The organism is Ochrobactrum sp. SSR (assembly GCF_030067775.1).
Taxonomy (GTDB): domain Bacteria; phylum Pseudomonadota; class Alphaproteobacteria; order Rhizobiales; family Rhizobiaceae; genus Brucella; species Brucella teleogrylli.
The window spans coordinates 64,278-90,526 of record NZ_CP125969.1 but is presented as its reverse complement, the minus strand read 5'-3'; the positions used below and the strand labels follow the sequence as shown (position 1 = coordinate 90,526).

The following is a 26,249-nucleotide window of genomic DNA, read 5'->3' as shown; positions in this document are numbered from 1 at the left end:
GTCTTTTCAAACCAAATACCAACCATTAAATTTGACCTGCGTGTTCCAAAATGGAAACGTCATTTGAACCTACCAGCGGTCTTACGGGGGTATGACAGCAGATGAATAAAGAACATACTTTTTTGTGATTTAACAGAAAATGCAGATCAGGCAGCAGATTTTCTTTCAGCACTCGCAAACAACAAGCGACTATTGATTTTATGCAAGCTGCTACACAATGAAATGTCTGTTGGCGCGCTCGCCAAAGCCATTGACCTCAGTCAGTCGGCGTTGTCGCAGCATCTGGCCAAATTGCGCGCTCTCGACCTTGTTTCGACCCGACGCGATGCCCAGACCATTTACTACATGGTTTCGTCACCGCATATCGAGTTGATGTTGTCGACGCTCTCAAGCCTCTATATGAGTCCGACACCGCGCCGGCAGGAACAGCCGGTATTAGCCATCGCCTAAAGCATGAGGTTACAGCCGTGCAATGAAACAAGAAGATCATTTGCACGGCTGTCTCCAAAGAATAGACGATCCGGCTGACGAACGTCTTTCCCCCTATCGCGACATTCGCGAAAAAGACCTCGTCGGACGCCAGAAGCGTTTCATCGCCGAAGGCAAGGTCGTCATCAATGTGCTGTTCTCTTCCACCGCGCGCTTTGAGACAGAATCGTTGCTCGTGCTGGAAAATCGTCTCGACGGACTGACGGAACAGCTGAAACAGATCCCTGCGGGCACCCCGGTCTATTGCGTGCCGCAGACCGTCATGGATGCCGTCGCGGGCTTTCACGTTCACCGCGGCATTCTCGCCGTTGGTCGCCGCAAGCCGCAGCCGGAATTGGCTGACTTGCTGGCCACGCTTCCGCAACGGTCACTGGTCACGGTGCTGTGCGGCATATCCAATCACGACAATGTCGGTTCCATTTTCCGCAACGCTGCCGCCTTCGAGGCCGATTGTGTGCTGATGGATGAAACCTGCTGCGATCCGCTTTATCGCAAGGCCATTCGCGTTTCAGTCGGCGCAACGCTGAAAGTACCCTATTTTCATGGCGGGCGTATCGATGAGATTCTTGGTGCGCTCCAAGATGCGGACTTCAACGTGTTGGCGCTGAGCCCATCGTCGGAAACCAGCATCTATCAGGCAACCGGACATGATCGTCAGGCACTGCTGCTTGGCACAGAAGGCGAAGGACTGCCGCAACGGCTTCTGGCGCGTCTGCAGACGGCCCGCATTCCCATGTCGAAGGAATTCGACAGCCTGAATGTCGCCACCGCTTCCGGCATCGCCCTGTCGCGCTTCAGCCGGTTTCAATAATTCGCGCGCAAAGAAAGAGGCGGGTGCTTTCACACCCGCCTTGATGTTTTTCAATCGCTTTTGAAACGGGTCAGGCTGCCGAAGCGTTTGCCGTTCCGGCCACCAGACGACGCAGCATTTCTTCCGCCTGTGGTTCGCGTTCGGACCGGCCAATGAAGCCGCCGCCGAAGACGCGCGCCGTATTGCTCTCGTCGGAATAAAGCACACAGGCCTGTCCCGGAGCAATACCGCTTTCGCCATCGACCAGTTCAACCCAGGTCTTGCCATCCCCATGACGCAGAACGGCAGGGCGCGGCGGACGCGTGGAGCGAACCTTGGCGAAAACTTCCATTCCACCTTCCGGCAGATCACTGATCGGGCCATCACCCAGCCAGTTGATATCACGCAGGAACACCTTGTGCGTTTCCAGCGCCTCACGCGGACCAACGATGACGCGCGCATTGGCGGCATCGAGATGCACGACATAAAGCGCCTCGCCGGTGGCCACGCCGATGCCGCGGCGCTGGCCGACCGTGTAATGCACAATGCCGTCGTGACGGCCAAGCGTGCGACCGTCGATATGGACGATATCGCCCGGATTGGCGGCTTCCGGCTTCAACCTGGAGATAATGTCGGAATATTTGCCCTGCGGCACGAAGCAGATATCCTGGCTGTCCTGCTTCTTAGCAACCGTCAGGCCCATTTCCTCGGCGATTTCACGCACCTGCGCCTTCGGCAGATGGCCGAGCGGGAAACGCAGATAATCAATCTGCTCCTGCGTGGTCGCGAAAAGGAAATAGCTCTGGTCGCGGTCGGTATCGACGGGACGATAGAGCGAGCGATGCGCACCATTTGCACGGCTGCGAATATAATGCCCGGTCGCCAGAGCGTCGGCGCCAAGATCGCGCGCGGTCTGGAGAAGGTCAGCAAACTTGACCGTCTGGTTACAGGAAACGCATGGGATTGGCGTCTCGCCGCTGACATAGGAATTCGCAAACGGATCGATCACGGCTTCGCGGAAACGCGCTTCGTAATCGAGGACGTAGTGGGGAATGCCGAGGCTTTCCGAAACGCGGCGGGCGTCTTCGATATCCTGTCCTGCACAACAGGAGCCGGCGCGATGAACCGCTGCGCCATGATCATAAAGCTGCAGCGTCACGCCAACGACGTCATAACCTTCACGTTTGAGAATCCCGGCCACAACAGATGAATCGACGCCGCCCGACATGGCGACGACAACGCGCGTGTCTTCCGGCTTTCCCGGCAGATCGAGGCTGTTCAGGCTCATGATTGATTCCAGCTTCCGGGCATGCGCCCTGCTTCTCAAAATTCAGATTTCTAAGGCCTATATAGGCGAAACTGCGGCAATTTGCCAAGGTGTCGCAGAATAAACATTGGTCGAATTGCGACCCGGCCCCCACACTTCCCCGTGAAATTCGCAGAAAAATGGCCGAATTGCTTCGGTCGGCTCATTTTTCGTCAAAATTTTTTCAAGTGTTACCAGAGTGTTACCGGCGGTTTAGGTAATTTTTAAAGCTGTGGCGCTAGTCTCACACTCGATTAGGTCCTTGAGTGTTGTGTAGAGAGTACAATGACCGATCTGGTAAGACCGCGTATAAAGTATGTAATTGGTCCCGATGGCAGCCCGCTGACCATTGCGGACCTTCCCCCGCCAATACAAGGCGCTGGGTCATCCGCCGCAAGGCCGAAGTTGTCGCTGCTGTTCGCGGCGGGCTTCTGAGCCTTGAGGAGGCATGCCAGCGTTATACATTGACGGTGGAGGAGTTCCTTGGCTGGCAATCCTCAATCGACGAGCATGGTCTCGCCGGTCTCAGGACGACCAGAATTCAGCAATATCGGCACTGATGGATCGGGCCGGGGTTGAACCCTTGTGTTCAATCATCCGCGCCAATCCAGCCTATGGATCTGATAAATTGAAAACCGGCCCACTGGGCCGGTTTTTTGTTTGCGCAATTCATTCCTATCACTACAGTTGCAAATTCGTCAGGCCGTGGCGAAAAGAGTGATTTTCGAGTACCGGAGCGGAGCGTACTTCAAGGTACGTGAGCACCGGACGCAGAAAATTGCTCTTTGCAGTCCGGCATCACGAAGAATGCAACTGTAGTGCTATGTTGAAGACTGTATGCGTTCACACTGGAGGATGGCATGAGCGGAAATATCGACATTCGCAAGGAAGACAGTTCCGATGGCGGACGCTATGTGGCGTCGCTGGATGGCAGCGAAGCCGAAATGACCTACACCAGGCTGGGGCCGTCCCTCATTTCCGTCGATCACACGCGCGTGCCCGAAGCGATGCGTGGCAAAGGTGCCGCACAGGCGCTGGCCAAGAACGCCATTCTTGATGCGCGCCGCAATGGCTGGAAAATCATTCCGCGTTGCAGCTTCATGCATGCACAGGCGACCCGTCACCCTGACTGGTCGGATGTGATTACCAACGGCTGATACGAATCGCCAAACAACAGAAACACCGGCCAGACGCATTTGAAGCATTTCCAGCAAAAGTGCGTAGCGCCTACGCGGGGAAATCAGTCCACTGGACTGATTTCTGGTCCCGCTTCGATGCGCAGGATAATGCGTAAAAACAAATAGATAGTGCGGTTCCACGATTCCGTCTTCATCGTAGCCGCTCTGGCCCGGTGTTTCCGATTCATAACGGATCAGGGATCGATCAGGCTTTGGGCAATTCCTGAATGCGGCTTGCGAGACTTTTGGAAACGGCTTTGCCGTTCTTCACGCTCTTACCGCCCGCCGCTGTTTCTGCCGCTTGCAGAATGCCGTGAATGGGCGAATCGGGGCCTTCCTTTTCAGCGGTTGCAGCGACCATGCGCGCAGCAAGCTCCGCCATTTCTTCGCGAAGTGCTGCATTCTGGCGCATGATTTCCGCGTGATCCGTATCGGTCAGCGCATGGGCCACGGCACCACCACGCGAAAAACGTTCCAGCTTTTCCTGTGCATCCGACAGTTCGGAAATCAGCTTTTCCAGCTTCTGCTGCAAATCGCCATTCCGGCGTTTCTCGCTCTTCAGTTCCGTCTGCGCCGAGGTGAGCTGCGTTGAAAGCTCATTATAGCGGGCAGTTGCTTCCTTACGGTCACGGCGCATTTCGGTCATCTCGCTCGACAAGCGGCCACGTTCGGCCTCGTTAGCGCTTATCTCGATACGCAGCGTATCCGCAAGCCCCTCCAGCGCAGTGTAATGGCTTTGCATTCGTTCCAGCTCGGCTTGCAGGATTTCAGACTTTTCCGATGCCGCCTGCCGGGACGACCTAGCGTCCGACAGCATCTGATCCTGTTCAGCCAGTTTCTTTTCAATGGCGGACTGGCCTTCCTCAAGCAAGGGAATGCGCTTCAGCTCTTCATATTGGCGGCCAAGCACGACGGCCTGTTCGGCAGCCTTCTGGCGTTCCCGCTTCAACTGCTGCTCCAGCTTGCTGATGGCCACGGCAAATTCGGCGCGCAAACCGTCCTTGTCAGCGCGGATTTCCGCAAGCGTAATCGGCAACTCGGCCTGAACCTGCCGTCGCGCCAGAAAGAAAGCGCGCCGCCAGACCGATGGCCCGAGCAGGATCAGGACGAAAACCGTCACAAGAACGCCAAGCAGGAAGAAAAGTGCCGACTGGATCAAGGTTTCACACGAAGTTGAGCTTTTTGCAGCCAAACAGAACCATCAAGCGATGGTAGCGCATAGGTCTGGAATGCGCAAAAGGCTTTCTCGCACCGAAACATTCCGGGTGCAGAACAGCCTTCGCGCAACCAGCAATTCACAACGACTTAGAACGGATTCCAGGTCGGGGCAGCTGAAACCTTCAGATAGCCGATATTCACGCCGAGCCTTGCGCCGACGCCGGTGCGGATCGGTACGAGCACGATGTTTTCGCGCTTCAGCACATTGAACCCGACGCCTGCGACCACGTAAGCCGAACCGGCAACGCCCGCATAGCGGCCGTAGAGGTTCTGGATATCGTCCAGATTATAGACGAGCATCATGACGCGCGAGCCCTGACCGCCGAAATCCCAGCCAAGGGAAGGCCCCTGCCAGTAGGTCTTATGGTCACCGGCATTCTTCGTATAAAGCGTGCCTTCGCCATAGGTCAGGCCGCCGATGAAAGCGCCGGAACCTTCTTCGCCAAGAACATAGCCGTTCGGCAGGCCGAAGCTCTGGAACGCTTTTTCGACAGCGCTGGCAAGTCCGCCTGAAGCCGAACCGAAAAACCGATGACCGGAATCGACGATTTCCTCGGCGGTGTAGGTGTTCTGCGCCCGTGCCTGATGCGGCAGAGCGAGGATGGAGACAATCAGTGCCGCAAGAAACGCAATAGAATACGCCGCATTGCGGAAACTGGTTTGCGACAGGGATGGTATGGCCATTTTTAATTCCTTCTGGCTACCGCTTCTCTGTCTGACGCCCTGTTAAAAGCACGACGCTGCCTCTTCCGGGCTTTCGCGTCGAATCGCGCATATTGTACGCGCTAATATGTTGTCCAAATCTTTATGAAACGAAATTGGCGTTTGAAAGGCGAAATGCCGACGCGGAAAACATTAGCGCACGACAGGCGATCCGGCTTTCGAAAAAGACAGCTTTGTTGCGGCTTTCCAGCATGGCGTGTATCCAGTTAAACCGACATTCAGGGCGATTCGCCCGCCATCATGCCGCGCGGGAAACGACAGGTTTACGTGCGGTTTCGTTAACCGATCAGGACGCGACCGTCCGGCCGAAGCGCCGCGGAGCCGGGTCCATCCGTGTTCCGGAGAAAGCGCCATGCCACTACCCGTTACCCTTTCCGCACTCGATCTCGGTGCGCTTCTGTGCAGCCGGATCTGTCATGACATCATCTCGCCGGTTGGCGCGATCAACAATGGTCTTGAACTGCTGGAAGAAGGCGGCGCAGACGAAGATGCGATGGCGCTGATCAAGTCGAGCGCGCGCAATGCCTCCGCCCGTCTCCAGTTCGCCCGCATTGCCTTTGGCGCCGCCGGTTCGGCAGGCGTGCAGATCGACACGGGCGACGCGCAGACTGTCGCCTCCGAATATTTCAAGAACGAGAAGCCGGAGCTGACCTGGGAAGGCACCCGCGTGCTTCTGCCGAAGAACAAGGTGAAGCTGCTGCTCAACATGCTTCTGATCGCCAATGGCGCGATCCCGCGTGGCGGCTCGCTGGCGGTGCGTCTGGAAGGCGGCGATACAGAGCCGCGCTTTGTCATCACGGTCAAGGGCCGCATGCTGCGTGTTCCGCCGAAGTTCCTGGAGCTGCATTCCGGCGCCACCCCGGAAGAGCCGATCGATGCGCATTCCGTCCAGCCTTATTACACCCTGCTGCTCGCTGAAGAAGCCGGCATGACGATTTCCATTCACGCAACGGCAGAAGATATCGTATTCTCCGCCGAGTGAGCGGTTTAGGCGCGCGGGTCCGCCCGCGCTCCTGCTGACAAGACAGCAGGCAAATATCGTGTCGCGGTAAGATGTTTCGGCAGCTTCGTTGCCGCTCTGGGGGAAAGTCGATGGGAGACGAAGCGATGGCCGGTTATTGCCTGCTGGTTGACGATTCATCCGTCATCCGCAAGGTCGCGCGCCGTATCCTGTCCGATTCCATCGCAGAATTTGCCGAAGTCTCCACCGGGCATGAAGCGCTCGACAGTTGCGCATCGCGCATGCCGGATATCATTCTTCTCGATTTCGATCTGCCGGATATGACGGCCCTTGAAGTCATTCCCGACCTGCGCGCCCTGCCCGACGGCCAGCATCCGCGCATTATCGTTTGCCTCTATGAGCTCGACGTCACGCGCATCATGCGCGCCAAGCGTTCCGGCGCCGATGGCTATATATTGAAGCCCTTCGACCGCGCTTATCTCACCGAGCAATTCACTCTTCTGATGAGCGCCGAGCCGCAAAAACGCCCTCGCCCGACTGTTGGCGAAACGCCGCGATAAGCCAGCCTGATCCAATAGGACTAAAAGCAAAAAGCTCCGCCGAAGCGGAGCTTTTTTTCGTTGACCGTAAAGTCTGGACCGATCAGGCGCTTTCGCGCAGTTCGGCATCCGGCTCGCGCAGCACATAGCCGCGGCCCCAGACGGTCTCGATGTAGCTCTGGCTACCGGAAACCGCATCAAGCTTCTTGCGCAGCTTGCAGATGAAGACGTCGATGATCTTCAGTTCCGGCTCGTCCATACCGCCATAAAGGTGGTTGAGGAACATTTCCTTGGTGAGCGTCGTACCCTTGCGCAAGCTCAAAAGCTCGAGCATCTGGTATTCCTTACCCGTCAGGTGAACGCGCTGGCCGGAAACTTCCACCGTCTTTGCGTCCAGATTGACGATCAGGTCGCCCGTGGTGATGACCGACTGTGCATGGCCCTTCGAGCGGCGAACAATCGCATGAATACGCGCGATCAGCTCATCCTTATGGAAAGGCTTGGTCATGTAATCGTCGGCGCCAAAGCCAAGGCCGCGAACCTTGTCCTCAATGCCGGCCATGCCGGAGAGGATCAGGATCGGCGTTTTCACCTTGGAAAGGCGCAATGTACGAAGAACTTCGTAACCAGACATATCCGGCAGATTCAAATCCAGCAGGATGATGTCGTAATCATAAAGCTTGCCGAGATCGATGCCTTCCTCGCCCAGATCGGTCGTGTAGACATTGAAACTTTCGGACTTGAGCATCAGCTCAATGCTCTGTGCGATAGCACTGTCGTCTTCAATCAAAAGGACGCGCATCTCTTATCCCCTTTCCGCAGCCGACCAGATGTCCCTCAAGGCGGCACACGGAACCGTCGTTGCCTCTGTATGAAGGTGCCAGCAAATGGTTAACAAAATATGATTCTGGTTGGCAAGCATATTTATGCCCTGTTTAGAAAATTCTTATAGCGATTTGAATCATAAAGAGATTCACGTCTCCCTGACTCTAAAGCATCGCTTTAAGAATCTTCGCTAAGCGATTCATTCGACTCTAGCTTTCACCTGTTGCTCAAAAAGCACATTAGGTTTACCGAGCCTTAAGTCCTAACGCGTATGATTAACCTCGCCGGTAAAGGAATGGTTACCAAACGAGCAAAATCTTAACTTTTTGTTTCGTTGTAAACGGTGATTTCTGACAACGGCCGCGACGCTTTCCCCCTGTAGGGGCTGGATTCGCGGGGATTCGCGGTGTGAACGGACGTTTTTTGTTTATTCACACCTGTTAATAAAGCCCAATCAGATCGACTTGAAATGAAGTCGATACGATTGTGCTTCAAGTCCGGGGGAACGCCCCAACACATGGAAGCTGGTTGGTGTTCAAGGAGTATTGCGTATGAAGCCACGTGAAAGCCTGGTGAGGCTTAAACTGTTCCAGGTGAAGGAAAAGCGCCGTCAACTGGGCCAGCTTGACCTGATGATCGGCGAGTTCGAGCGAATGGCGGGGGAACTCGACGCTCAGATCCTGTCGGAAGAAAAGAAGGCTGGCATCACCGATATCAATCATTTTGCCTATCCGACCTTCGCCAAGGCTGCACGCCAGCGGCGTGACAACCTGTTCGGTTCGATCGGCGATCTGATGTCGCAGAAGGAAGCAGCCGAGGCAGAACTGGCCGTGGCCGAGATCGAACTCTCCAAGGCGGAAGCGTTGGAAGAGCGCGACGGCGGCAAGGCGCCACGCGAAGTCGTCGAGCGCCCGGCCAATCAGCGTCGCGCTATGATCGGCTGATCCACGGCAAAACGATTGTTCTTTTTCAGGCGTCGCCCTTCTTGCGAGGGGCGGCGTCTTTTCGTCTATGCATAGCCTGCCCACCGAACGGCAATCCGTTACCAACAAACGCCGTCGCAGTCATGGAAACTTGGTTTGCATCCCGCCTCACCCGCATGTAGGGAAGAAGGGCAATGCAAAAATCCGCCCCCTCAGGGCTTCAACCAGCCCCAGACAAATTCAATTTCAGGAAAATCCCGAAGCTGCTCCAGTGGGGCCTGCTTCTGTTGGTGTCGGCTGTCCTGATTTTTGCAGGCGAAGTTCTGCATCTTCCGGCAGCCCTGCTGCTGGGCGCAATGGTCGGCGGCATCCTGATGGCGGCTGGCGAAAGTACCGTGCGCGTCCACAGCCAGCTTTCGACATTTGCGCAGGCGGTGGTCGGCCTGCTGATTGCCCGCGCCATCACGCCCGAGTTCTTCTCCAATATGGGCAGGCACCTGCCGATTATCCTGGTCTCGATGCTCTTCGTGCTCTTTGCCAGCACACTGATCGGCTATCTGCTGGCGCGGTTCCGCGTCCTGCCGGGAACCACCGCCGTGTGGGGTTCGTCACCGGGTGCTGCCACCGCCATGACCCTGATGGCGGAATCCTTCGGCGCGGATGCGCGCCTCGTCGCCTTCATGCAGTATCTCCGCGTCGTGCTGGTTGCGACCACGGCATCGCTCGTCGTGCGCCTTGGCGCGGGCGTGGAGATGGCGGCCCCTGCCGCTGTAGACTGGTTTCCACCGCTCAACCCGTCCAGCCTCGGCGCAACGCTGCTTCTCGTCCTTGGCGGTGCCTTTCTGGGGCATATCTCGCGCATACCAACGGGCGCCATGCTGGTGCCGCTGGTGCTGGGCGCGATCCTGCAAGATACCGGCGTCATGACCATCGATCTGCCGCCATGGCTGCTGGCGATCAGCTATACGCTAATTGGCTGGCGCATCGGGCTTGGCTTCTCACGCGCAATCATCGCCCATGCGGCGCGGGCTTTTCCCGCCGTTCTGGCTTCGACGCTGATCCTGATCGCCGTCTGCGGTTTGTTCGGTATGGCGCTTGGCCATATGCTCGATCTTGATCCCCTCACCGCTTACCTCGCGACAAGCCCCGGTGGCGCAGACACAGTTGCCATTATCGCGGCATCCACCAATGTCGACCTGCCCTTCATCATCGCCATGCAGACAAGCCGGTTCTTCGTGGTGCTTTTCGCCGGACCGGCGATTGCACGCTTCGTCGCCAAACGCGTCGAAAAACGGCTGGAAAAAACTGGCAAATAAAAAAAACCCGGCTTTCGCCGGGTTTTTTCTTCAACGAACTGATCAGATCAGGCCTTCTTACCGTGAAAACCACGGATGGCGCCGATGATCTTGTCCTGATCGGCTTCCGACAGATAGGGATGCATCGGCAGGCTCAGAATGCGCGATGGCAGAGCTTCAGAAACCGGCAGGCCGCCCGGCGCAACCGGATAATGCTTATAGGCCGTCTGCTGATGCAGCGGCTTCACATAATAGATCACCGACGGAACGCCCTCAGCCTGAAGATGCGCCTTCAACCCGTCGCGGTTCTCACTTTCGATGGAATATTGCGCCCAGGCAGAACGGTTGCCAGCGGGAAGAGCCGGAACCTTCACCACATCCTTCAGCGCTTCGTTGTAACGCTTGGCGATACGATCGCGCGCTTCCATCTCGTCTTCGAGAATCGCAAGTTTTTCCAGCAGAACGGCAGCCTGGATCGTGTCCAGACGCGAATTGATACCAATGCGGACATTGTCGTACTGGGTTTCGCCCTTGCCGTGGAACAGCACCGAACGCAGCGTATCCGCAAGCTCGGCATCGTTGGTGAACATCGCGCCACCGTCGCCATAGCAACCGAGCGGCTTGGCCGGGTAGAAGCTGGTCGCGCCCACATGGCCAAATGCGCCGCACATGACATTGTCGCGCTTTCCGCCGATGGACTGCGCAGCGTCTTCGATGATGAACAGGCCTTCGCGCTCGGCAATCGCGGTGATGCGGTTATAGTCGGCAGCAAGGCCAAACAGATCGACCGGAATGATTGCCTTCGGCTCCAGACGGCCTTCCTTGCGGATAGCGGCAATGGCAGCTTCAAGCTGTTCGACATTCATGTTGTAGCTGTTGGCATCGACATCGACGAAAACAGGCTCTGCTCCGACCAGCGCCACAACTTCCGCAGTCGCAGCAAAGGTGAAGGACGGAACGAAAACGGCATGGCCGGGACCGATGCCGCGCGCCATCAGAGGCATCTGCAAGGCGTCGGTGCCATTGGCGCAGGCGATCACATGTTCAACGCCCAGATATTCACCGAGCTTCTTCTCGAACTCCGCCACTTCAGGCCCGAGAATATAGCGGCCTTCCGCAACAACCTTGGAAATGGCGGCATTGAGACGGTCTTCGATACGCGCGCGCTGCGCCCCAAGATCAATAAACTGCATGTTGGCTCCATAGAGTTGGCCTCGCACGAACCAACGTGCGGATCCCTGGCACCTATTTATTCGCTTGCGCGCCGTCCTGCCATGGCCGGGGCGTTCAAAGTTTTGCGAATGCTGTAACACCGCTTGACGAAACGTAAAGCTCCGTCCGCGAACGCCTTATCTGGTGTGCTGCACCGAACCTTCGGTCAAGATCCGCAAGACACTGATGGCTTCCTTGCCGTCAGTCCGCGGGGTTTCACGGGTTTCGATGCAATGCAGGAAATGCTGCAACTCGCGGGTGAGCGGCATGCCTTCCTCGACGGGTATATAGATCGGCTCTGCCGACTTGAAAGCCCACTGGTCGTTTTCCCGCCAGACTTCGTGTTTGTAGAAGGCAAGCTTGCGGTCCCACGGCTCGCCGTCGTCGAAAACGGCCATGCCCTTGGTGCCGGTCACGCTCAGGCGCCGCTCGCGATAGGCATTGAGCCGCGAGGCAAAAAGATGCCCGCGAATGCCGCCCGGGAACTCCAGATGAACATGGGCAAAATCGTTCAGATGGTCGATGATGGCCGTGCCTTCGCCGCGAATGGCGCTGGGCTCTTCGCCGGTGATGGCGAGAATCATCGACAGATCGTGCGGCGCCAGGTCCCACAGCGCATCGAACTGCGCGTGAAACTTGCCAAGACCGACGCGATGCGAATGAACATAGCGGATATCGCCGAGTTCACCGCTCTTGACCATGTCGAGAAGCTTTTCGAAGGCCGGATGGAACCGCAGAACATGGCCGACCATGAAGATGCGACCATTTTCGCGCGCGGCTTCAACTTCGGCTTCCGCCGAAGGGACGTCGAGCGCAATAGGTTTCTCGACGAGAACATCCTTGCCGTTCTTCACAGCTTCGGTCGCATATTGCGCGTGGAACTGTGCAGGCAGGGCCAGAACGATGCCGTCCACGTCGGGACGGGTGAACAATTCATCAACCGGAACATTGGGAACGCCAAATTCGGAAGCGAATCGTTCGGCATTTGCCGGGTTGGCGTCGGAGACCGCCTGAAGGGCGCCGAGGCTCTTCAGGGTACGAATGTGGTTGCCGCCCCAATAGCCGCAACCCAAAACCGCAATACGAGGTGCCATGAAACTATGCCTTTGCTTATGCACAGTTCCTTATCGGTGCAAATGATGGAAAACAAGACGAAACCTGTGCGAAGAGTGCTTGACAGGGTTTCATTCCCCACATATACCGCCGCCATTCCTTGCAGGAACAATGCTTTGTCCCACCGGAAACGGCGACGACAAAACTTCTGCAAAGCGACGCGTGGCGGAGTAGCTCAGTAGGTTAGAGCAGAGGAATCATAATCCTTGTGTCGGGGGTTCGAATCCCTCCTCCGCTACCATTCGCTAACCGCTACCGAAAAATTCTCTTTCCAACATCATCGTAGGTAGTTGCGCTCGCAGCCTTTCGCACGGCTTTAGAGCTGCCGTTGTGATGCCGACTCATCCGATGACAAGTGGCCCGCTAAATATTGACGGGCCTGAAGGCCCGCTCACTGGCTATCGGATATCGTGGTCATAGGGAATGGGGCCCCAACGTCCGGTTTTGGTGAAGTTCACCCATAAGCCGAGGGAATTGCGCATTGTGCGCGTCCCGAACCTTTTCAATTCCCGTATGAGCAGTCGAAAAAGCGCCGGCCGCTTTTGCTCACGTCGGTTCTTGCCGATCGTGCTTTCCAATCCTGCCTGTCGGCAAATGGCTGGCGTGATCTGGTAGATATTCAATTCGTCGAAAGGACCATCATTGGGGTCGAACAGGAAATGATCGATGGGAGCAGGCGCTTTCTGCATAAGCGGCAGAAGTTTGCGCGCAGCGTCGCGAGACACGACGTAGCCTCCCGTCAGCAAATGTCTGGAGCGAAGCCGCGCCACCGCATAGGGTCCTTCGCTTGCAACCGAACGGGATATCAAGACCTCATGCCCGTAGGCATCGATTTTGATAATATCCGCGTCTTTCGGTATCCATTTGTCTGAAGGCAGCAACTGCGCAGCCCCGCTGCTCAGCTTGATATCATCTTCAAAAATGACCGCGTAAGCATCGATACCGGTCGCTATAATTTCTAGACACTTGCGGTGAGACAGGAAACAGCCAATTTCCGCTGGCGAAAGCGGATCGGGCCAGTTTTTGCTGAACGTGTTGAATGAAGCCAGCTCCTGTTCGGGCATAACCCGACCATTGACAGCCTCAACACGTTCGAATTCTAGACCCATGCGATTAAACTGGGATGCCATATAGGCCAGACGGTCCTGGCTCCGCTCCAGATTTATCAAATAGCACTTCACTTCAGCCCCCTTGTCGCGCACCTCTTAGGACATAGGGGGTGAAAAACAACCAATGGAGAAAAGCGCCCCCGCGCCATATCTTGTCGTTATCCACGGGGCGATTTTCTGGACTGGACCAGCGCCGGTCCTGCTCGCAGCTACTGCTGGACAGTTTCCGGTGCTATGCCCTGATCGAAGATGAAGGCCGGGCCGACCACCCGCACCTTTCGGTCCGTCAGCGGCGCAAAGGTTGCCGTAGCAACCGTATCGACCATATCGGCATTGCGGCTCGGTCGGCTGTCCGGCATCGGCATCACGACGTTGCGCATGGCTCTCGCCGACCGACTGCTGGCGCGCAGTTCGCTGACCTTGGCGACATAACCCGCCCAGTCGCATTTTTTGAAATCGCTGCTCTCGTGATAATTATAGGCCGTCGGCAGTTCCGCATAGGACTTGCCGCTGGTCGCGGAAATCATATCCGCTGTTTCGCCATTCACATCATTGAGAACATAGAGATCGACGCTCTCGTTCTGGCAGATGAAGCGGCATTGAGCCAGCGTTTCCGTTGTGCTTTCCGTTTTGTCGAATTGAGAGTGCGGCGCCGGGAACAGATAACCGTCCGAAAGGCGCACGCAATAGGTCAGTGCGCCTTTGCCGGCCCAGGATTTGGGTTTCTCGGTCGCATTCGACGTGACAGCCGCCGGTGTCACCTTTGGCCGATCCAGTCGCGCGCTGCGTTGTGTCGTGGCCGATGGTTCGGAACATGACCTTGCGGCCAGCCCGGCGGAAATCTGCCGCTGCACTTCCGCAATGCGCACCGACAGATCGCGGCAGGCATTGAACAAGCCCCCGCCGCCATCACCCTTGCAGCCACGCCCGCGCTCCATGGCGCGCAGGGCGGATAGTTGCCTTTGCGCTGCCAGATCGGCAGCGCTGGCAGCACCCGAACAGGCCGCAGCGGCCAGTTGCGGGTAACTCACAAGACCTATCAGAAAAAGCAGGACGTAAAACTTAGTCACGATACTATCCTCAGCCCTGGGGGATGACTTGAGACTTTCTATCGGGGTTACAGAAGATGCACTGGCACTTCCATTGCAGGAGGCGAATGCGTCGCATTCAGCACCTTATCCGGGTCGATTTCCGACAGGAGTGCAGCAAGCGCCAGACGCAGATAAAGGGGGGTATCTGGACGATTGATTGCCTTTAGCGCGATGCGCGATATGCCGAGCGCGTAAGCCAGTTCCTGTTCAGAGGTCTTCAGAGATGCACAAATCTTCGCAAGTTTGTCATAAGCCCGTCTGCCCATTGACGTTTTCCCTCTCCTTCAAAATGCAATGGCGACGCCGTCAGCCGCCACATTAGACGCACATCTGCTCCGAAAACCGTTTCACACTTTTCGGAATGTGCTCTTGAATCACCATTTTACATTCAGTCCAATATTGCCTTCCCAGATCCGCGTTCGCTCTCCTCCGAGATTGGTTGTGTAGTCGGCAGTTGCAAAAAGGCTGGCCTTTTCCGTGATATCGACCGTTATCCCGCCGCCGACTTCCAGCGACGTTCCTTTCAGATTGGTGACAATCGGATCGGTGCCGAAGGATACGGTCTCGTCCGATGAGAAATTCTGCCAGAGATTGGCCTTCAGATAGGGGCGCAGCTTGCCGAACGAGGTTTCTTCCGCGCCCTGCAACCGCATGCCGATACGGCCCGTCCACGCATTGTCGGAATCGAACGTCACCGTGGAATAACGGTCAGCCTGATCGTCCAGCGAGAGATGCTGCCAGATCAGTTGCGCCTGCGGTTCCAGCGTCCAGTTGCCGCCGAGTGCCACCGGATAGCCGCCTTCCAGCGAGGCCGTCACGCCGTGGCCCTCAAGGTCTATGCCCTGTTGCGCGTTGGAGCTGGCGCTGCCATCGAACCATGTTCCCATCACCACCGCATCGAGATACCAGCCTTGCGGGCCGATATGGGTCCAATAGCCGCCGAAACTGGTGCCGGTAACGTCAAGGTCGCCGACGGCAAGATCGTTCCAGCCGAGCGCCTGCCCGGTAATATCGCCCGAGGCGCGCGCATAACCGAAGAAGACGCCGAAACGGTCGAAATGGCCGCCGTCGGATTCACGTCCGAACAGGTCCTGCCCGGCCTGAATACCGAGAAGACTGCCATCGACCCCCGGCGCAACGGTGCCCCTCCACTTCATGTCGATGTCCTGCCCGAACACCCGCACCCAGCTCGACGGCAGATAACCGCCGCTTTCGAGCAGGTCCTGTTCGCCCCGGCGCTCATGGAATGTGCCGAGCGTCGACAGCGCCAGATGATGCGCGACGGGCGGCAGAGCCGAATAGACCGGCACTTCTTCACGATAGAGATTGACGACATCGCCTTCCACGCGCGTCGCCCCTGCTGACGGCGGCGCGACGCCATTGCCGGGCAGTGGAGGCTGCATCAAACCACCAACGGAATTGTCTGGCGGGTCGGCAACATCTGCGGCCTGGGGAGCCGGAGGCGCAGTGGGCGCGGCGGAGTTTCCGGCGACCGGAGCAGAATTGTCCTGCGGGTCGGGATCGTTCGGATCGACTGGCAGCACCGCAGCCGGCTGATCCAATGGCGGCGGAGCGGCCACCGTTTCCGGAGCCTCTGGTTCCGGCGCTTCCGAACCCACGGCAGCCGGTTGACTACCGTTCACCAGCGTTGAGCGCAGATACCAGTTTTCTGTCGTTCCGGCAGAAACACCACCCTTGAACAGATAATATTCATAGGCGCCAGCCGCGACACGGCCATTCAAGGTGAAGGCGCCCGCAGTGGTGGTTGCGCCATTCAGCGTCTCAACGACCATGATGCCATTCGACACTGTCGAAGCACCTGCGCCACCGATATTTTCCACGACAATGCCGGTATTGCCGGAAGCCGAACCGCCATCGATCACCAGCTTGTCCGAAGGCGACGCATCACCCGCAAGCACCGTGTCGAGGAACAGCAGGCCATTTTGCCCGGTATAGTTGCCGCGAATGGTCAGGCTATCGGTCGTGCTGGAGCCGCCATTGGTCAGGTCGATGCGGCCTGCATTAAACACATTGGTCAGCTGCGTTGCGGCATAGGGCTTGATAACCGACTGGGCCGAACCACCATAAATGGTGCTGGTCGCATCGATGTTGAGCGTGCCCGTTCCGGTTCCCGCATCACCAAGCGTCAGCGGAGCATTGAAAACCAGACGCGTATCGTTGGTGAGATTGATGGTTTCCCATCCGCCGAAGCGATAAACCGCGCCAGTTTTGACATTGCTGAAGCTCAGACTATCGGTGCCTTCGCCACCGGTGATGAACTTGGTCGACCCCATATTGGCGTCGGTCAGGTTGGTCAGCGTGGCCACGTCGTTATCAGCGCCAAGATCGACATTTCCATATAGAATGCCGCCGCCGTTCCAGCTGAACGTGTCGGTGCCGAAGCTCAGCATGATGTCACCGGCAACCGTACCACCGGTAATGGTCACGCTGTCGGTGCCACCGCTGACACTGATACTACCGCCAATCATGCCGCTGGAGATGATGATCGTATCATTGCCGAAACCGGTCACCAGATTGCGATCGATGGTGCCGCCGGACATGTTGAAATAATTGTTGTCCAGCTTCATGTTGACGCGACCGATGCGCCCGCCGGTCATCACAGCATAATCGCCATCATCGAAAGCATCGATAATGCGGCCATCGGACATGAAAAACGTGTCGAGCCCGTCGCCCTGATTGAGCGAGATAATCTGGCCGCCCGTCATCTGAAAATCGTCGATGCCGCCGCCCTGTTGCACATTACCGACAACCGAGCCGCCAGAAATAATGAATGCATCCGCGCCATCGCCCTGATCGATGCTTCCCGCAATCGATCCCGAATGTAACTCGACGCGGTCCGTTCCGGCACCGAAGGTCACATTGCCATTGACCGTACCGCTGCCGCCTGTGGGCAGAAGGAGCGTGTTGTTGCCGCTCGTATCGGTCAGACCGGATGCGGATGTACCGCTGTCGCAGATGAAAACGTCATCACCGGCCGTTGGTGAAAACGAACATGCGGCCTGCGCATTTCCAGATGGCAAAAGCACGGCACCCACCGTGAACAGTGCCGTCGTGGAAAGCAGCAGGGTGGCCGAAACCCTGCGAATATCTAAATGCATCGAAACCCCTCAGTTCATTGCATAAAGCCCCCGCGACATTAAAAAACGAATTTATTTTGATGGGCAATACTTAAATTCCCAGTAGAGAATTTCAAAACATCATAAAAGATAAACAAAAATTAGAGGAAATGATTTAATAGCAAATAAGCTGTTGATTTCATTCGATAAATCCCAACGCCCTCCAGATTCACCATAGCTGACATTTCACTCTGGAAAAGCCAAAAAAACCGTTACATATCAATATCAAGACACCCGCCGCCTTGCGGCATTCGCCGCTCTGAAAGATGATCGCGGGCCCATGCGGAGCGAGTCACGAAAAGCCTATTTAGACGCGCGCCGTGCCGGTTGAATTACTGGTTGACCGCTTCATATATTTCTTCTGAAAAGCATGATCCGGTTGAATTGAGGAGGAAAACCATGGAACAATTTACCGGTGGCTGTCTGTGTGGCGATGTCCGGCTTGTCGCCTCGGGGCGTCCCTATCGGGTCGGCCTTTGCCACTGTCTCGACTGCCGCAAACATCATGGGGCGCTTTTTCTGGCATCAGCAATGTTCCCGCAAGATGCGGTCACGATCGATGGCGAAACGCGCGATTATGCCGGGCGTCATTTTTGTCCGCGCTGCGGTTCCTCGGTCTTTTCCCGTTCCGATGATGAAATCGAGGTGCATCTGGGTTCGCTCGATGCTCCCGACCAGCTGGTGCCGACCTACGAATTGTGGACGATCCGCCGCGAAAGCTGGTTGCCGCCATTTCCGCTGAAAAAGCGTTATGAGCGCGACCGCGAAAATGATGGCCGCTTCGAGGAATAGCGCCGGTATGCGGCAAAGCTAACACTACAGTTGCAAATTCGTCAGGCCGTAGCGAAACGAGTGATTTTCGAGCACCGGAGCGGAGCGTACTTCAACGTACGTGAGCACCGGAGCCTCGCATGATCCCGAAAAGTTGCAGACTTTTCGGATTAGATTATGCGAATGCAGAACTTAAATTGCTCGTTGCAGCCCGGCATGGCGAAGAATGCAACTGTATTGATACGCTGGATAAACGCGAGGCGAGCGCCTATATCCGGCTGGAACAACCCGGAAAGCCTCGCCATGACCCTGCTCATCAACCAGCCGCATCCCTCGATTGACCCCGCATCCATTCAGGAACTGGTGGCGACATTTTATGGACGCGCGCGGGCGGACGAGCTGCTCGGGCCGATTTTTGCGGAAGCCGTGCATGACTGGGATCACCATATCGCGCAGATTGCGCAATTCTGGTCGTCGGTCATCTTGAGAACCGGCGGTTATGACGGGCGACCCATGGCGCCGCATCTGAAGCTCAACCTGAAAGGCGAGCATTTCGACCGCTGGCTTGCCTTGTTCGAGCAAACCGCACGCGAGATTTATCCTGCGGAAGCGGCGATCATTTTCATTGATCGCGCGCGGCGCATTGCCGACAGTTTTGAAATGGCCATTGCAACGCAAGCGGGGCGTATCGCCGCCCCGCGTCATGCGCGCCGTCCGCTCTGATTGATCAGCCTGATCAGGCGGCAGGCTTCGACTTTTCGGCCTCCAGCTGCTTTTCGTGACGCAGCAGCATGCCGAACAGATCGCGCGGCTCATCCGGGTCGGCCAGAAGGTCGAGCTGCTCATACAGGCCCGTATCCTTCAGCTTGTCGCGCACATAACGCAAAGCCGAAAAATCTTCCGTGGCAAAGCCGACGGAATCAAACAGCGTGATCTGGCGCGCATCCTTGCGGCCCTGCGCCTTGCCGGTGATGACTTCCCACAACTCGTTGACCGGATAGTCTGCCGGGAGCTGCTGGATTTCACCTTCGATGCGGGTCTGCGGCGGATATTCGACGAAAATGTCGGAGCGGCGGAGAATATCGCCGTGCAATTCGGTCTTGCCCGGGCAATCGCCGCCCACCGCATTGATATGCACGCCAGCGCCGACCGTATTGTCGGTCAGGATGGTGGCATTGGCCTTGTCCGCCGTGACCGTCGTGATGATATCGGCGCCCTCGACCACTTCTTCCACCGAATTGCAGGCGACAATGTCGAAACCTGCATGGGCAAGATTGCGCATGCATTTTGCGGTCGCTTCCGGGTCGAGGTCGTAAAGGCGAAGCTTGTCCACGCCGAGCAGCGCCTTGAATGCTATGGCCTGAAATTCGCTCTGTGCGCCATTGCCGATGATCGCCATCGTGCGGGCATTCTTTGGCGCCAGATATTTGGCGGCAACCGCTGACGTGGCAGCCGTGCGCAGCGCCGTCAGGATCGTCATCTCGGTCAGGAGCATCGGGTAGCCGCTGCCCACATCGGCCAGAACGCCGAAAGCCGTGACAGTCTGAAGACCTTCACGTGTGTTCTTCGGATGGCCGTTGACATATTTGAAGCCATAAAGCGTGCCGTCGCTCGTCGGCATCAACTCGATCACGCCTTCGCGGGAGTGGGACGCGACACGCGCCGTCTTGTCGAAATTTTCCCAGCGGCGGAAATCCTCTTCCACATATGCGGCCAGTTCCTTCAGAAAGGTCTCGACGCCGATGGAAAGCACCAGCTTCATCATGTTGTCGACACTGACGAAGGGGACGATGTTGAGGTTCGGCTGGGTCATTCATATTCTCCTTAAACACGCTCCGAAAGGCTGACACGGCCTTCGGAGCGTATTGCGCATTGATACAATGATCGGAGCGTCATTCGGCAAGACGCGCCTTAATAGCTGATCGTCGGACGATCCATGACGCTGCGGCCCAAAAGGCTGGCCATCAGGTCCACCATGACGGTAGCCGTGCGGCCGCGCTCATCCAGAAACGGGTTCAATTCAACCAGATCGAGGCTCGTGACGAGCCCGCTGTCATGCAGCATTTCCATGATGAGATGGGCCTCGCGGAAAGTCGCGCCGCCCGGCACCGTCGTGCCGACAGCTGGCGCCACCGACGGATCAAGGAAATCAACGTCAAGGCTGACATGCAGCAGGCCGTCTTCCGCTTTCACACGGTCGAGGAAACGGCGCAGCAGCGCGGCAACGCCATGCTCGTCAATCATGCGCATGTCGAAAACCGAAACCTTGGTCTTCTGGATAGCCAGACGTTCCGCCGGATCGACGCTTCGAATACCCATCATGCAGACATTGTGCGGATCGATGGCGGCTTCAAGCTTCGGGAAAAAGCCGTCAAAGCCTTTCTGGCCGGTGTAATAGGCAACCGGCGTTCCATGCAGATTGCCGCTGGTTGTCGTTTCCAGCGTGTGGAAATCCGTATGCGCATCGAGCCAGAGCACGAACTGCTTGCGGCCCTTTGCGACGGCGCGGCGCGCAATGCCCGGAACCGTTCCGGCAGCCAGAAGATGATCGCCGCCAAGGAAAATCGGGAAGCCCTCTTCGCTCTCGCGGAAAGCGGCTTCGCTGATTGCTTCAATCCAGGCAACAGCGCTTGGCAGCGCCTTGATCGCATGGTTTGGATGTTCGCGCGACGCTTGCTTGATCTGAGCCGGGCTTGGAACCAGATTGCCGAGATCCGTAAAACCGTGACCAAGCTCGCGTATGGCATCGGCAATGCCTGCGGCACGGTAGGAATCGGGACCCATATTGCAGCCTGCGCGGCCAGTTCCTTCCTGAACGGGTAGTCCCAAAATCTTGCAATGCATAAAACAAGGTTCCTTCTGATTATTGTCATAAGATTCATCATTTTTATTTGGCGATGTGAACCAACCGGATTGGCAATTTTATCGGTTTGGTTTATCAGAATGTCGGATTGGCTTTTCAAAATGGAGAAACTATGGACGATCTGGATGAAAAGCTCATTACGCTTTTGCGCCATAATGGCCGCCGCAGCATTTCCGACATTGCGATCGATCTTGGCGTTTCCCGCGCAACGATCCGCGCGCGCATGGAACGGCTGGAACGCTCCGGCGATATTCTGGGCTATACGGTCATTCTGCGCTCGGACGCCGTGGACCTGCCGGTGCGCGGCATCATGATGATCGAAATCGAAGGTCATGTCGCCGACCGTGTGGTCAAGGCCCTTGGTGGTTTCTCGGAAATTTCCGCCGTCCACACGACCAATGGTCGTTTTGATCTGGTGGTCGAACTGGGCGCCGCGACCCTCGCCGATTTCGATGCGGTGCTGCGCCGTATCCGTCTCGTGCCCGGCATCAAGGCCAGCGAAACAAACTTATTGCTTGCCACACCGCGTTCAACGCGGGCGCGGCTCTAGCTATTCACGCATGTGCAAAGAAAAAGCCCGGTCTCGCGACCGGGCTTTTTCGTTCTCAGGATTAGGCGAGAGCCGGATAATCCGTATAGCCCTTTGCGCCACCACCATACATATGCTGCTGATCCAGCTCGTTGAGCGGCGCATTTTCCTTCAGACGCCGCACGAGATCCGGATTGGAAATGAACGGCTTGCCGAAAGCAACCAAATCGGCGCGACCGCTGGTGATTTCTTCCTCCGCCAGTTCACGGTCATAGCCATTATTGACCATCCAGGCGGCATCGCCGCCAGCGTCACGATAGACCTGCTTCAGACGCGCATAATCGAACGGCTGCGGGCCCTGCTGGAAGTCACGCGGACCACCGGTTGCGCCTTCGATGACATGAACATAGGCAAGACCGTAAGGCGCAAGCTTGTCGACCACATAGTCAAACAACGGCTGCGGATCGGAATCCGATGCGTCATTGGCGGGCGTAACCGGCGAAAGGCGGATACCGACCTTGCCTGCATCCACCGTCTTGGTGATTGCATCGACCACTTCGAACAGGAAGCGCGCGCGGTTTTCAATCGAGCCGCCATATTCGTCGGTGCGGTGATTGCTGCCCGAACGCAGGAACTGGTCGATCAAGTAGCCATTGGCCGCATGAATTTCGACACCGTCGAAACCGGCAACGTCAATCGCGTCCTTCGCAGCCTTGGCATAGGTGGCGACGATGTCTGCAATCTCGCTTTTTTCCAGCGCGCGCGGCTCGGAGGTCGGTGCGAATTCGCCCGTGCCATCGGGATGGACCAGATAGGTCTTCGACTTGGCGGTGATCGCGGACGGCGCAACCGGCTTGCCGCCATTCGGCTGCAAGGTGTTGTGGGAAATACGGCCCACATGCCACATCTGCACGACGATCTTGCCGCCGGCTGTGTGAACGGCATCGGTTACGCGCTTCCAGCCGGCCAGCTGCTCGGCCGAATAAAGGCCCGGAACATCGGCATAGCCCTGCCCCTGATGGCTGATCGGCGTTGCCTCGGTGATGATGAGGCCAGCGCTGGCGCGCTGCTCGTAATAGGTGACGTTGAGATCGTTCGGCACGGCGCGCGGCGAGCGATTGCGCGTCAGCGGCGCCATCACAACGCGATTGGCAAGCTTCAGATCACCAACGGTGACAGGATCGAACAAGGTGGCCATGGGCATTTCCTTCAAGTTGGAAAAGGTGGGCAAGTTGGAAAAGTTGGTCAAAGATCGGATAGGGTTGCGATGAAGGCGGCTATCGCCTCTTCGTCGCGCTTATAAAACGTCCATTGGCCGACGCGGTGGGGCGTGATCAGCCCCGCTTTTGTCAGCACGGACAAATGGGCTGAAACGGTGGATTGGGAAAGACCGCACCGCTCGAACTGGCCCGCGCACACGCCCATCTCCAATGGCATGTGCTGAGCGGAGAAGTGTTTCTCCGGCTCTTTGAGCCAGCTCAAAATGTCGAGACGCACCGGATGACTAAGCGCTTTCAGCATCTCATCCAAGGGCACTGGCAAGGCTGTCTGCTGCTTTATCGATTGAACTTTCGACATTGCACTCACCTCGCTGATCCGATGCATATCGTCATTTCACGATATAGATATCGCTTAGTTTCGATTTAAAAAGAGGCGCAGCGTTCACATGCGCGTGAACGGCCAAACTGCCGCCTTTCCTGTGGAACATCGATATCGCCTTGATTGCGCCGAACAGACATCCGACTATGTTCGCTGCAAATATTTGGGATTGGAATACATATGGCGGACGACAGCAGGCGCATTGCCGCGATTATCGCGGCGGAAATCAACGCAAAGCCGGAACAGGCAATGGCCGCCATCGGCCTTCTGGACGAAGGCGCAACCGTGCCCTTCGTGGCGCGCTACCGCAAGGAAGTCACCGGCGGGCTGGACGACACGCAACTGCGTCAACTTTCTGAACGCCTCGCTTATCTGCGTGAACTGGAAGCGCGCCGCGCCTCCATTCTGGAATCGATCCGCGGTCAGGAAAAGCTGACGCCGGAACTGGAATTGAAGATTGCCAATGTCCAGACCAAGGCTGAGTTGGAAGATCTTTATCTGCCCTATAAGCCGAAGCGCCGCACCCGTGCGGAAATCGCCCGTGAGCGCGGGTTTGGCCCTCTGGCCGAAGCGATCCTCGCAGACCGCAGCCTTGTGCCCGCCGACATTGCCGCGTCCTATGTCAGCGGCGAAGTTGCTGATGTGAAAGCCGCGCTCGATGGCGCACGCGATATCATCGCCGAAGGTTTTGCGGAAAATGCCGAGCTGATCGGCAATTTGCGCAACTATCTGAAAGATCGCGCTGTTTTGCGCTCGCGTGTCGTGGACGGCAAGCGGGAGGCGGGTGCGAAGTTCTCCGATTATTTCGATCATTTCGAACGCTGGGCCACCGTTGCGGGTCACCGTGCGCTCGCCATGCTGCGCGGACGCAACGAGGATTTCCTGTCGCTCGACATTGAAATCGATGCCGACGACACCTCAGCCGTGAAACCGGTCGAGCGCAAGATCGCCGCCGCCTATGCGATTGGCGGCACGCTTCCGGGCGACCGCTGGCTGATGGAAGTGGCAGGCTGGGCATGGCGCGTGAAGCTTTCTCTCTCGCTGTCTCTCGATCTGATGCGCGACCTGCGCGAGCGCGCCGAAGAAGAAGCGATCAATGTTTTCGCCCGCAATCTGAAAGACCTGTTGCTGGCCGCGCCCGCAGGCTCCCGCGCCACCATGGGTCTCGATCCGGGCATCCGCACCGGCGTCAAGGTGGCAGTGGTCGATGGCACGGGCAAGCTGCTCGACACCACCACGGTCTACCCCTTCCCGCCGAAGAATGATGTGCGCGGCACACAGGCGGAACTGGCAAGCCTTGTCCGCAAACACAAGATCGAACTGATCGCGATTGGCAATGGCACCGGCAGCCGCGAGACGGAACGTCTCGTGGTGGACATGCTGTCGGACATGCCAGCTCCAAAACCGCTGAAAGTCATCGTGTCGGAAGCGGGAGCATCGGTCTATTCGGCGTCTGAAGCTGCCGCCTCCGAATTCCCGCAGTTGGACGTGTCCCTGCGCGGTGCGGTTTCCATCGCGCGCCGCTTGCAAGACCCGCTGGCGGAACTCGTCAAGATCGAACCGAAATCCATCGGCGTCGGCCAGTACCAGCATGACGTCGATCAGATACGCCTCGCCCGTGCGCTCGACGCCGTGGTGGAAGACGCGGTGAATGCAGTTGGTGTTGATCTCAATACGGCTTCCGCCTCGTTGCTTGCCCGCGTTTCGGGACTTGGCGCATCGATTGCGGAGGCCATTGTGGCGCATCGCGATGCCGCAGGCGCGTTCAAGAACCGCAAGGAACTGCTCAAAGTCGCCCGCCTTGGCAACCGTACTTTCGAGCAATGCGCGGGCTTCCTGCGCATTCCGAACGGCACCGAACCGCTCGACGCATCATCGGTTCACCCGGAAGCCTATGGGGTGGCGAAGAAGATCGTTGCCGCCTGCGGTCGCGATGTGCGCTCGCTGATGGGCGACAGCGTGGCGCTGAAAAGCCTCGATCCTCGTGTTTTCGTGGATGAACGTTTCGGCCTGCCGACCGTGCGCGATATCATTGCCGAGCTGGACAAGCCGGGCCGCGATCCGCGACCGGAGTTCAAGACCGCGACCTTTGCCGACGGTATCGACGATATCAAGGACCTGAAGCCCGGTATGATGCTGGAAGGCACCGTGACAAACGTGGCCGCCTTCGGTGCCTTCGTGGATATCGGCGTGCATCAGGACGGCCTCGTCCATGTCTCGCAACTGGCCGACCGTTTCATCAAGGACCCGCATGAAGTGGTGAAAGCGGGCGATGTGGTGAAGGTGCGCGTGGTGGAAGTGGATGTGCCGCGCAAGCGCATCGGCCTTTCCATGCGCAAGGATGGCGGCGAAGCGCCTGCCCCGCGCAACAACGCGCAACGCGATCCAAGGCCTGCCAAGAACTTCACGCCGCAACGCAAACAGGAACAGCCTTCGACCGGCGGTTTTGGCGCAGCGCTACTGGAAGCGATGAAGAAGAAATAAGGCAGTCTACCGGGCGTTGGCTCGCTCTCGCGCTGAGCCTCCGCCCGCCCTCACCCCTCAGCTTCCCCCTCGCCCTCACCCTGAGCTTGTCGAA

Annotated in this window: 26 protein-coding genes, 1 tRNA gene and 1 pseudogene; 14 read left to right on the top strand and 14 right to left on the bottom strand. The window is 57.4% G+C overall.

Going from position 1 to position 26,249, the window contains the following annotated elements; translation table 11 throughout:
- Positions 1–105: 105 nt before the first annotated feature.
- On the top strand, positions 106–450 hold the full coding sequence (locus QLQ11_RS00415) for an ArsR/SmtB family transcription factor (RefSeq protein WP_371835953.1): 345 nt from the start codon (positions 106–108) through the stop codon (positions 448–450).
- A gap of 22 nt (positions 451–472) precedes the next feature.
- Positions 473–1,300, top strand: coding sequence for an RNA methyltransferase (locus QLQ11_RS00410; protein WP_121536554.1), 828 nt, complete (start codon positions 473–475; stop codon positions 1,298–1,300).
- Between the two features lie 70 nt (positions 1,301–1,370).
- Here QLQ11_RS00410 and mnmA read toward each other — a convergent pair whose 3' ends face one another.
- Entirely contained in the window at positions 1,371–2,567 is a 1,197-nt protein-coding gene (mnmA, locus tag QLQ11_RS00405) for a tRNA 2-thiouridine(34) synthase MnmA (RefSeq protein WP_180917913.1), read from the bottom strand.
- A gap of 303 nt (positions 2,568–2,870) precedes the next feature.
- Here mnmA and QLQ11_RS00400 point away from each other — a divergent pair.
- Together QLQ11_RS00400 and QLQ11_RS00395 are read left to right on the top strand one after the other, a co-directional pair.
- A pseudogene (locus QLQ11_RS00400) lies at positions 2,871–3,145 on the top strand (DUF1153 domain-containing protein).
- Between the two features lie 300 nt (positions 3,146–3,445).
- A complete protein-coding gene (locus QLQ11_RS00395) occupies positions 3,446–3,742 on the top strand; it encodes a GNAT family N-acetyltransferase (RefSeq protein ID WP_109369539.1) in 297 nt (98 codons plus the stop codon).
- A gap of 226 nt (positions 3,743–3,968) precedes the next feature.
- On the opposite strand, the gene QLQ11_RS00390 is transcribed toward QLQ11_RS00395, so the two are convergent.
- Together QLQ11_RS00390 and QLQ11_RS00385 are read right to left on the bottom strand one after the other, a co-directional pair.
- Positions 3,969–4,898 (bottom strand): hypothetical protein, encoded by a 930-nt coding sequence (locus tag QLQ11_RS00390; protein ID WP_209445962.1) that lies wholly within the window; start codon positions 4,896–4,898, stop codon positions 3,969–3,971.
- A 170-nt stretch (positions 4,899–5,068) separates the two neighbouring features.
- Positions 5,069–5,665: a DUF1134 domain-containing protein gene (locus tag QLQ11_RS00385; protein WP_121536558.1), complete on the bottom strand. Its 597-nt coding sequence runs from the start codon at positions 5,663–5,665 to the stop codon at positions 5,069–5,071.
- Between the two features lie 391 nt (positions 5,666–6,056).
- Here QLQ11_RS00385 and chpT point away from each other — a divergent pair, with 391 nt between their 5' ends.
- A complete protein-coding gene (chpT, locus tag QLQ11_RS00380; RefSeq protein WP_121536560.1) occupies positions 6,057–6,686 on the top strand; it encodes a histidine phosphotransferase ChpT in 630 nt (209 codons plus the stop codon).
- 110 nt (positions 6,687–6,796) lie between these two features.
- Positions 6,797–7,225, top strand: coding sequence for a PleD family two-component system response regulator (locus QLQ11_RS00375; protein ID WP_121536562.1), 429 nt, complete (start codon positions 6,797–6,799; stop codon positions 7,223–7,225).
- An 82-nt stretch (positions 7,226–7,307) separates the two neighbouring features.
- Here the strand turns inward: QLQ11_RS00375 and ctrA are convergent, their stop codons facing one another.
- The gene (ctrA, locus tag QLQ11_RS00370) at positions 7,308–8,006 is read right to left on the bottom strand and encodes a response regulator transcription factor CtrA (protein WP_078338799.1); all 699 of its coding nucleotides are present in this window, start codon (positions 8,004–8,006) and stop codon (positions 7,308–7,310) included.
- Between the two features lie 574 nt (positions 8,007–8,580).
- Here ctrA and QLQ11_RS00365 point away from each other — a divergent pair.
- The gene (locus tag QLQ11_RS00365) at positions 8,581–8,973 is read left to right on the top strand and encodes a flagellar export protein FliJ (RefSeq protein ID WP_078338800.1); all 393 of its coding nucleotides are present in this window, start codon (positions 8,581–8,583) and stop codon (positions 8,971–8,973) included.
- Between the two features lie 173 nt (positions 8,974–9,146).
- The gene (locus QLQ11_RS00360; RefSeq protein WP_121536564.1) at positions 9,147–10,268 is read left to right on the top strand and encodes an AbrB family transcriptional regulator; all 1,122 of its coding nucleotides are present in this window, start codon (positions 9,147–9,149) and stop codon (positions 10,266–10,268) included.
- Positions 10,269–10,315: 47 nt separating this feature from the next.
- Here the strand turns inward: QLQ11_RS00360 and QLQ11_RS00355 are convergent, their stop codons facing one another.
- Both QLQ11_RS00355 and QLQ11_RS00350 read right to left on the bottom strand, forming a co-directional pair.
- Positions 10,316–11,440, bottom strand: coding sequence for a DegT/DnrJ/EryC1/StrS aminotransferase family protein (locus QLQ11_RS00355; RefSeq protein ID WP_109369545.1), 1,125 nt, complete (start codon positions 11,438–11,440; stop codon positions 10,316–10,318).
- 156 nt (positions 11,441–11,596) lie between these two features.
- Positions 11,597–12,553: a Gfo/Idh/MocA family protein gene (locus QLQ11_RS00350; protein ID WP_109369546.1), complete on the bottom strand. Its 957-nt coding sequence runs from the start codon at positions 12,551–12,553 to the stop codon at positions 11,597–11,599.
- Between the two features lie 183 nt (positions 12,554–12,736).
- Between QLQ11_RS00350 and QLQ11_RS00345 the strand changes: the two genes are divergently transcribed.
- A tRNA-Met gene (locus QLQ11_RS00345) sits at positions 12,737–12,813 on the top strand.
- A gap of 157 nt (positions 12,814–12,970) precedes the next feature.
- Here the strand turns inward: QLQ11_RS00345 and QLQ11_RS00340 are convergent.
- From QLQ11_RS00340 to QLQ11_RS00325, 4 genes are all read right to left on the bottom strand, one after another.
- Positions 12,971–13,753 carry a glycosyltransferase family 25 protein gene (locus tag QLQ11_RS00340; protein WP_121536650.1) on the bottom strand — a complete coding sequence of 261 codons (783 nt, stop codon included), beginning with the start codon at positions 13,751–13,753 and terminating at the stop codon, positions 12,971–12,973.
- Between the two features lie 137 nt (positions 13,754–13,890).
- Positions 13,891–14,751: a DUF2865 domain-containing protein gene (locus QLQ11_RS00335; protein WP_235858888.1), complete on the bottom strand. Its 861-nt coding sequence runs from the start codon at positions 14,749–14,751 to the stop codon at positions 13,891–13,893.
- 47 nt (positions 14,752–14,798) lie between these two features.
- Positions 14,799–15,038: a hypothetical protein gene (locus QLQ11_RS00330; RefSeq protein WP_109369549.1), complete on the bottom strand. Its 240-nt coding sequence runs from the start codon at positions 15,036–15,038 to the stop codon at positions 14,799–14,801.
- Positions 15,039–15,146: 108 nt separating this feature from the next.
- The gene (locus QLQ11_RS00325; RefSeq protein WP_121536568.1) at positions 15,147–17,891 is read right to left on the bottom strand and encodes an autotransporter outer membrane beta-barrel domain-containing protein; all 2,745 of its coding nucleotides are present in this window, start codon (positions 17,889–17,891) and stop codon (positions 15,147–15,149) included.
- A gap of 417 nt (positions 17,892–18,308) precedes the next feature.
- On the opposite strand from QLQ11_RS00325, the gene QLQ11_RS00320 reads away from it, so the two are divergent.
- From QLQ11_RS00320 to QLQ11_RS00310, 3 genes are all read left to right on the top strand, one after another.
- The gene (locus QLQ11_RS00320) at positions 18,309–18,701 is read left to right on the top strand and encodes a GFA family protein (RefSeq protein ID WP_121536570.1); all 393 of its coding nucleotides are present in this window, start codon (positions 18,309–18,311) and stop codon (positions 18,699–18,701) included.
- A 119-nt stretch (positions 18,702–18,820) separates the two neighbouring features.
- Positions 18,821–19,021: a hypothetical protein gene (locus tag QLQ11_RS00315; RefSeq protein WP_209445960.1), complete on the top strand. Its 201-nt coding sequence runs from the start codon at positions 18,821–18,823 to the stop codon at positions 19,019–19,021.
- A complete protein-coding gene (locus QLQ11_RS00310; protein ID WP_121536572.1) occupies positions 18,984–19,403 on the top strand; it encodes a group III truncated hemoglobin in 420 nt (139 codons plus the stop codon). Before QLQ11_RS00315 ends, QLQ11_RS00310 begins: the two co-directional genes overlap by 38 nt.
- A 13-nt stretch (positions 19,404–19,416) precedes the next feature.
- On the opposite strand, the gene QLQ11_RS00305 is transcribed toward QLQ11_RS00310, so the two are convergent.
- Entirely contained in the window at positions 19,417–20,493 is a 1,077-nt protein-coding gene (locus QLQ11_RS00305; protein ID WP_121536574.1) for an ornithine cyclodeaminase, read from the bottom strand.
- A 98-nt stretch (positions 20,494–20,591) separates the two neighbouring features.
- Entirely contained in the window at positions 20,592–21,524 is a 933-nt protein-coding gene (gene rocF / locus QLQ11_RS00300) for an arginase (protein WP_109369553.1), read from the bottom strand.
- 131 nt (positions 21,525–21,655) lie between these two features.
- On the opposite strand from rocF, the gene QLQ11_RS00295 reads away from it, so the two are divergent.
- Positions 21,656–22,093, top strand: coding sequence for an Lrp/AsnC family transcriptional regulator (locus QLQ11_RS00295; RefSeq protein WP_109369554.1), 438 nt, complete (start codon positions 21,656–21,658; stop codon positions 22,091–22,093).
- Between the two features lie 61 nt (positions 22,094–22,154).
- On the opposite strand, the gene QLQ11_RS00290 is transcribed toward QLQ11_RS00295, so the two are convergent.
- Together QLQ11_RS00290 and QLQ11_RS00285 are read right to left on the bottom strand one after the other, a co-directional pair.
- Positions 22,155–23,270, bottom strand: a complete 1,116-nt coding sequence (locus tag QLQ11_RS00290) for an alkene reductase (RefSeq protein ID WP_109369555.1) — start codon at positions 23,268–23,270, stop codon at positions 22,155–22,157.
- 47 nt (positions 23,271–23,317) lie between these two features.
- A complete protein-coding gene (locus tag QLQ11_RS00285) occupies positions 23,318–23,650 on the bottom strand; it encodes a helix-turn-helix transcriptional regulator (protein WP_109370283.1) in 333 nt (110 codons plus the stop codon).
- Positions 23,651–23,851: 201 nt separating this feature from the next.
- Between QLQ11_RS00285 and QLQ11_RS00280 the strand changes: the two genes are divergently transcribed.
- On the top strand, positions 23,852–26,155 hold the full coding sequence (locus QLQ11_RS00280) for a Tex family protein (protein ID WP_121536576.1): 2,304 nt from the start codon (positions 23,852–23,854) through the stop codon (positions 26,153–26,155).
- Positions 26,156–26,249: the final 94 nt, after the last annotated feature.

Bases quoted from the DNA above. Each gene is read 5' to 3' on its own strand.
- QLQ11_RS00410 (WP_121536554.1), top strand. From the start codon at position 473: ATGAAACAAGAAGATCATTTGCACGGCTGTCTCCAAAGAATAGACGAT.
- mnmA (WP_180917913.1), bottom strand. From the start codon at position 2,567: ATGAGCCTGAACAGCCTCGATCTGCCGGGAAAGCCGGAAGACACGCGC.
- QLQ11_RS00395 (WP_109369539.1), top strand. From the start codon at position 3,446: ATGAGCGGAAATATCGACATTCGCAAGGAAGACAGTTCCGATGGCGGA.
- QLQ11_RS00385 (WP_121536558.1), bottom strand. From the start codon at position 5,665: ATGGCCATACCATCCCTGTCGCAAACCAGTTTCCGCAATGCGGCGTAT.
- chpT (WP_121536560.1), top strand. From the start codon at position 6,057: ATGCCACTACCCGTTACCCTTTCCGCACTCGATCTCGGTGCGCTTCTG.
- QLQ11_RS00375 (WP_121536562.1), top strand. From the start codon at position 6,797: ATGGGAGACGAAGCGATGGCCGGTTATTGCCTGCTGGTTGACGATTCA.
- ctrA (WP_078338799.1), bottom strand. From the start codon at position 8,006: ATGCGCGTCCTTTTGATTGAAGACGACAGTGCTATCGCACAGAGCATT.
- QLQ11_RS00365 (WP_078338800.1), top strand. From the start codon at position 8,581: ATGAAGCCACGTGAAAGCCTGGTGAGGCTTAAACTGTTCCAGGTGAAG.
- QLQ11_RS00360 (WP_121536564.1), top strand. From the start codon at position 9,147: ATGCAAAAATCCGCCCCCTCAGGGCTTCAACCAGCCCCAGACAAATTC.
- QLQ11_RS00355 (WP_109369545.1), bottom strand. From the start codon at position 11,440: ATGCAGTTTATTGATCTTGGGGCGCAGCGCGCGCGTATCGAAGACCGT.
- QLQ11_RS00350 (WP_109369546.1), bottom strand. From the start codon at position 12,553: ATGGCACCTCGTATTGCGGTTTTGGGTTGCGGCTATTGGGGCGGCAAC.
- QLQ11_RS00330 (WP_109369549.1), bottom strand. From the start codon at position 15,038: ATGGGCAGACGGGCTTATGACAAACTTGCGAAGATTTGTGCATCTCTG.
- QLQ11_RS00325 (WP_121536568.1), bottom strand. From the start codon at position 17,891: ATGCATTTAGATATTCGCAGGGTTTCGGCCACCCTGCTGCTTTCCACG.
- QLQ11_RS00320 (WP_121536570.1), top strand. From the start codon at position 18,309: ATGGAACAATTTACCGGTGGCTGTCTGTGTGGCGATGTCCGGCTTGTC.
- QLQ11_RS00315 (WP_209445960.1), top strand. From the start codon at position 18,821: ATGATCCCGAAAAGTTGCAGACTTTTCGGATTAGATTATGCGAATGCA.
- QLQ11_RS00310 (WP_121536572.1), top strand. From the start codon at position 18,984: ATGACCCTGCTCATCAACCAGCCGCATCCCTCGATTGACCCCGCATCC.
- QLQ11_RS00305 (WP_121536574.1), bottom strand. From the start codon at position 20,493: ATGACCCAGCCGAACCTCAACATCGTCCCCTTCGTCAGTGTCGACAAC.
- rocF (WP_109369553.1), bottom strand. From the start codon at position 21,524: ATGCATTGCAAGATTTTGGGACTACCCGTTCAGGAAGGAACTGGCCGC.
- QLQ11_RS00295 (WP_109369554.1), top strand. From the start codon at position 21,656: ATGGACGATCTGGATGAAAAGCTCATTACGCTTTTGCGCCATAATGGC.
- QLQ11_RS00290 (WP_109369555.1), bottom strand. From the start codon at position 23,270: ATGGCCACCTTGTTCGATCCTGTCACCGTTGGTGATCTGAAGCTTGCC.
- QLQ11_RS00285 (WP_109370283.1), bottom strand. From the start codon at position 23,650: ATGTCGAAAGTTCAATCGATAAAGCAGCAGACAGCCTTGCCAGTGCCC.
- QLQ11_RS00280 (WP_121536576.1), top strand. From the start codon at position 23,852: ATGGCGGACGACAGCAGGCGCATTGCCGCGATTATCGCGGCGGAAATC.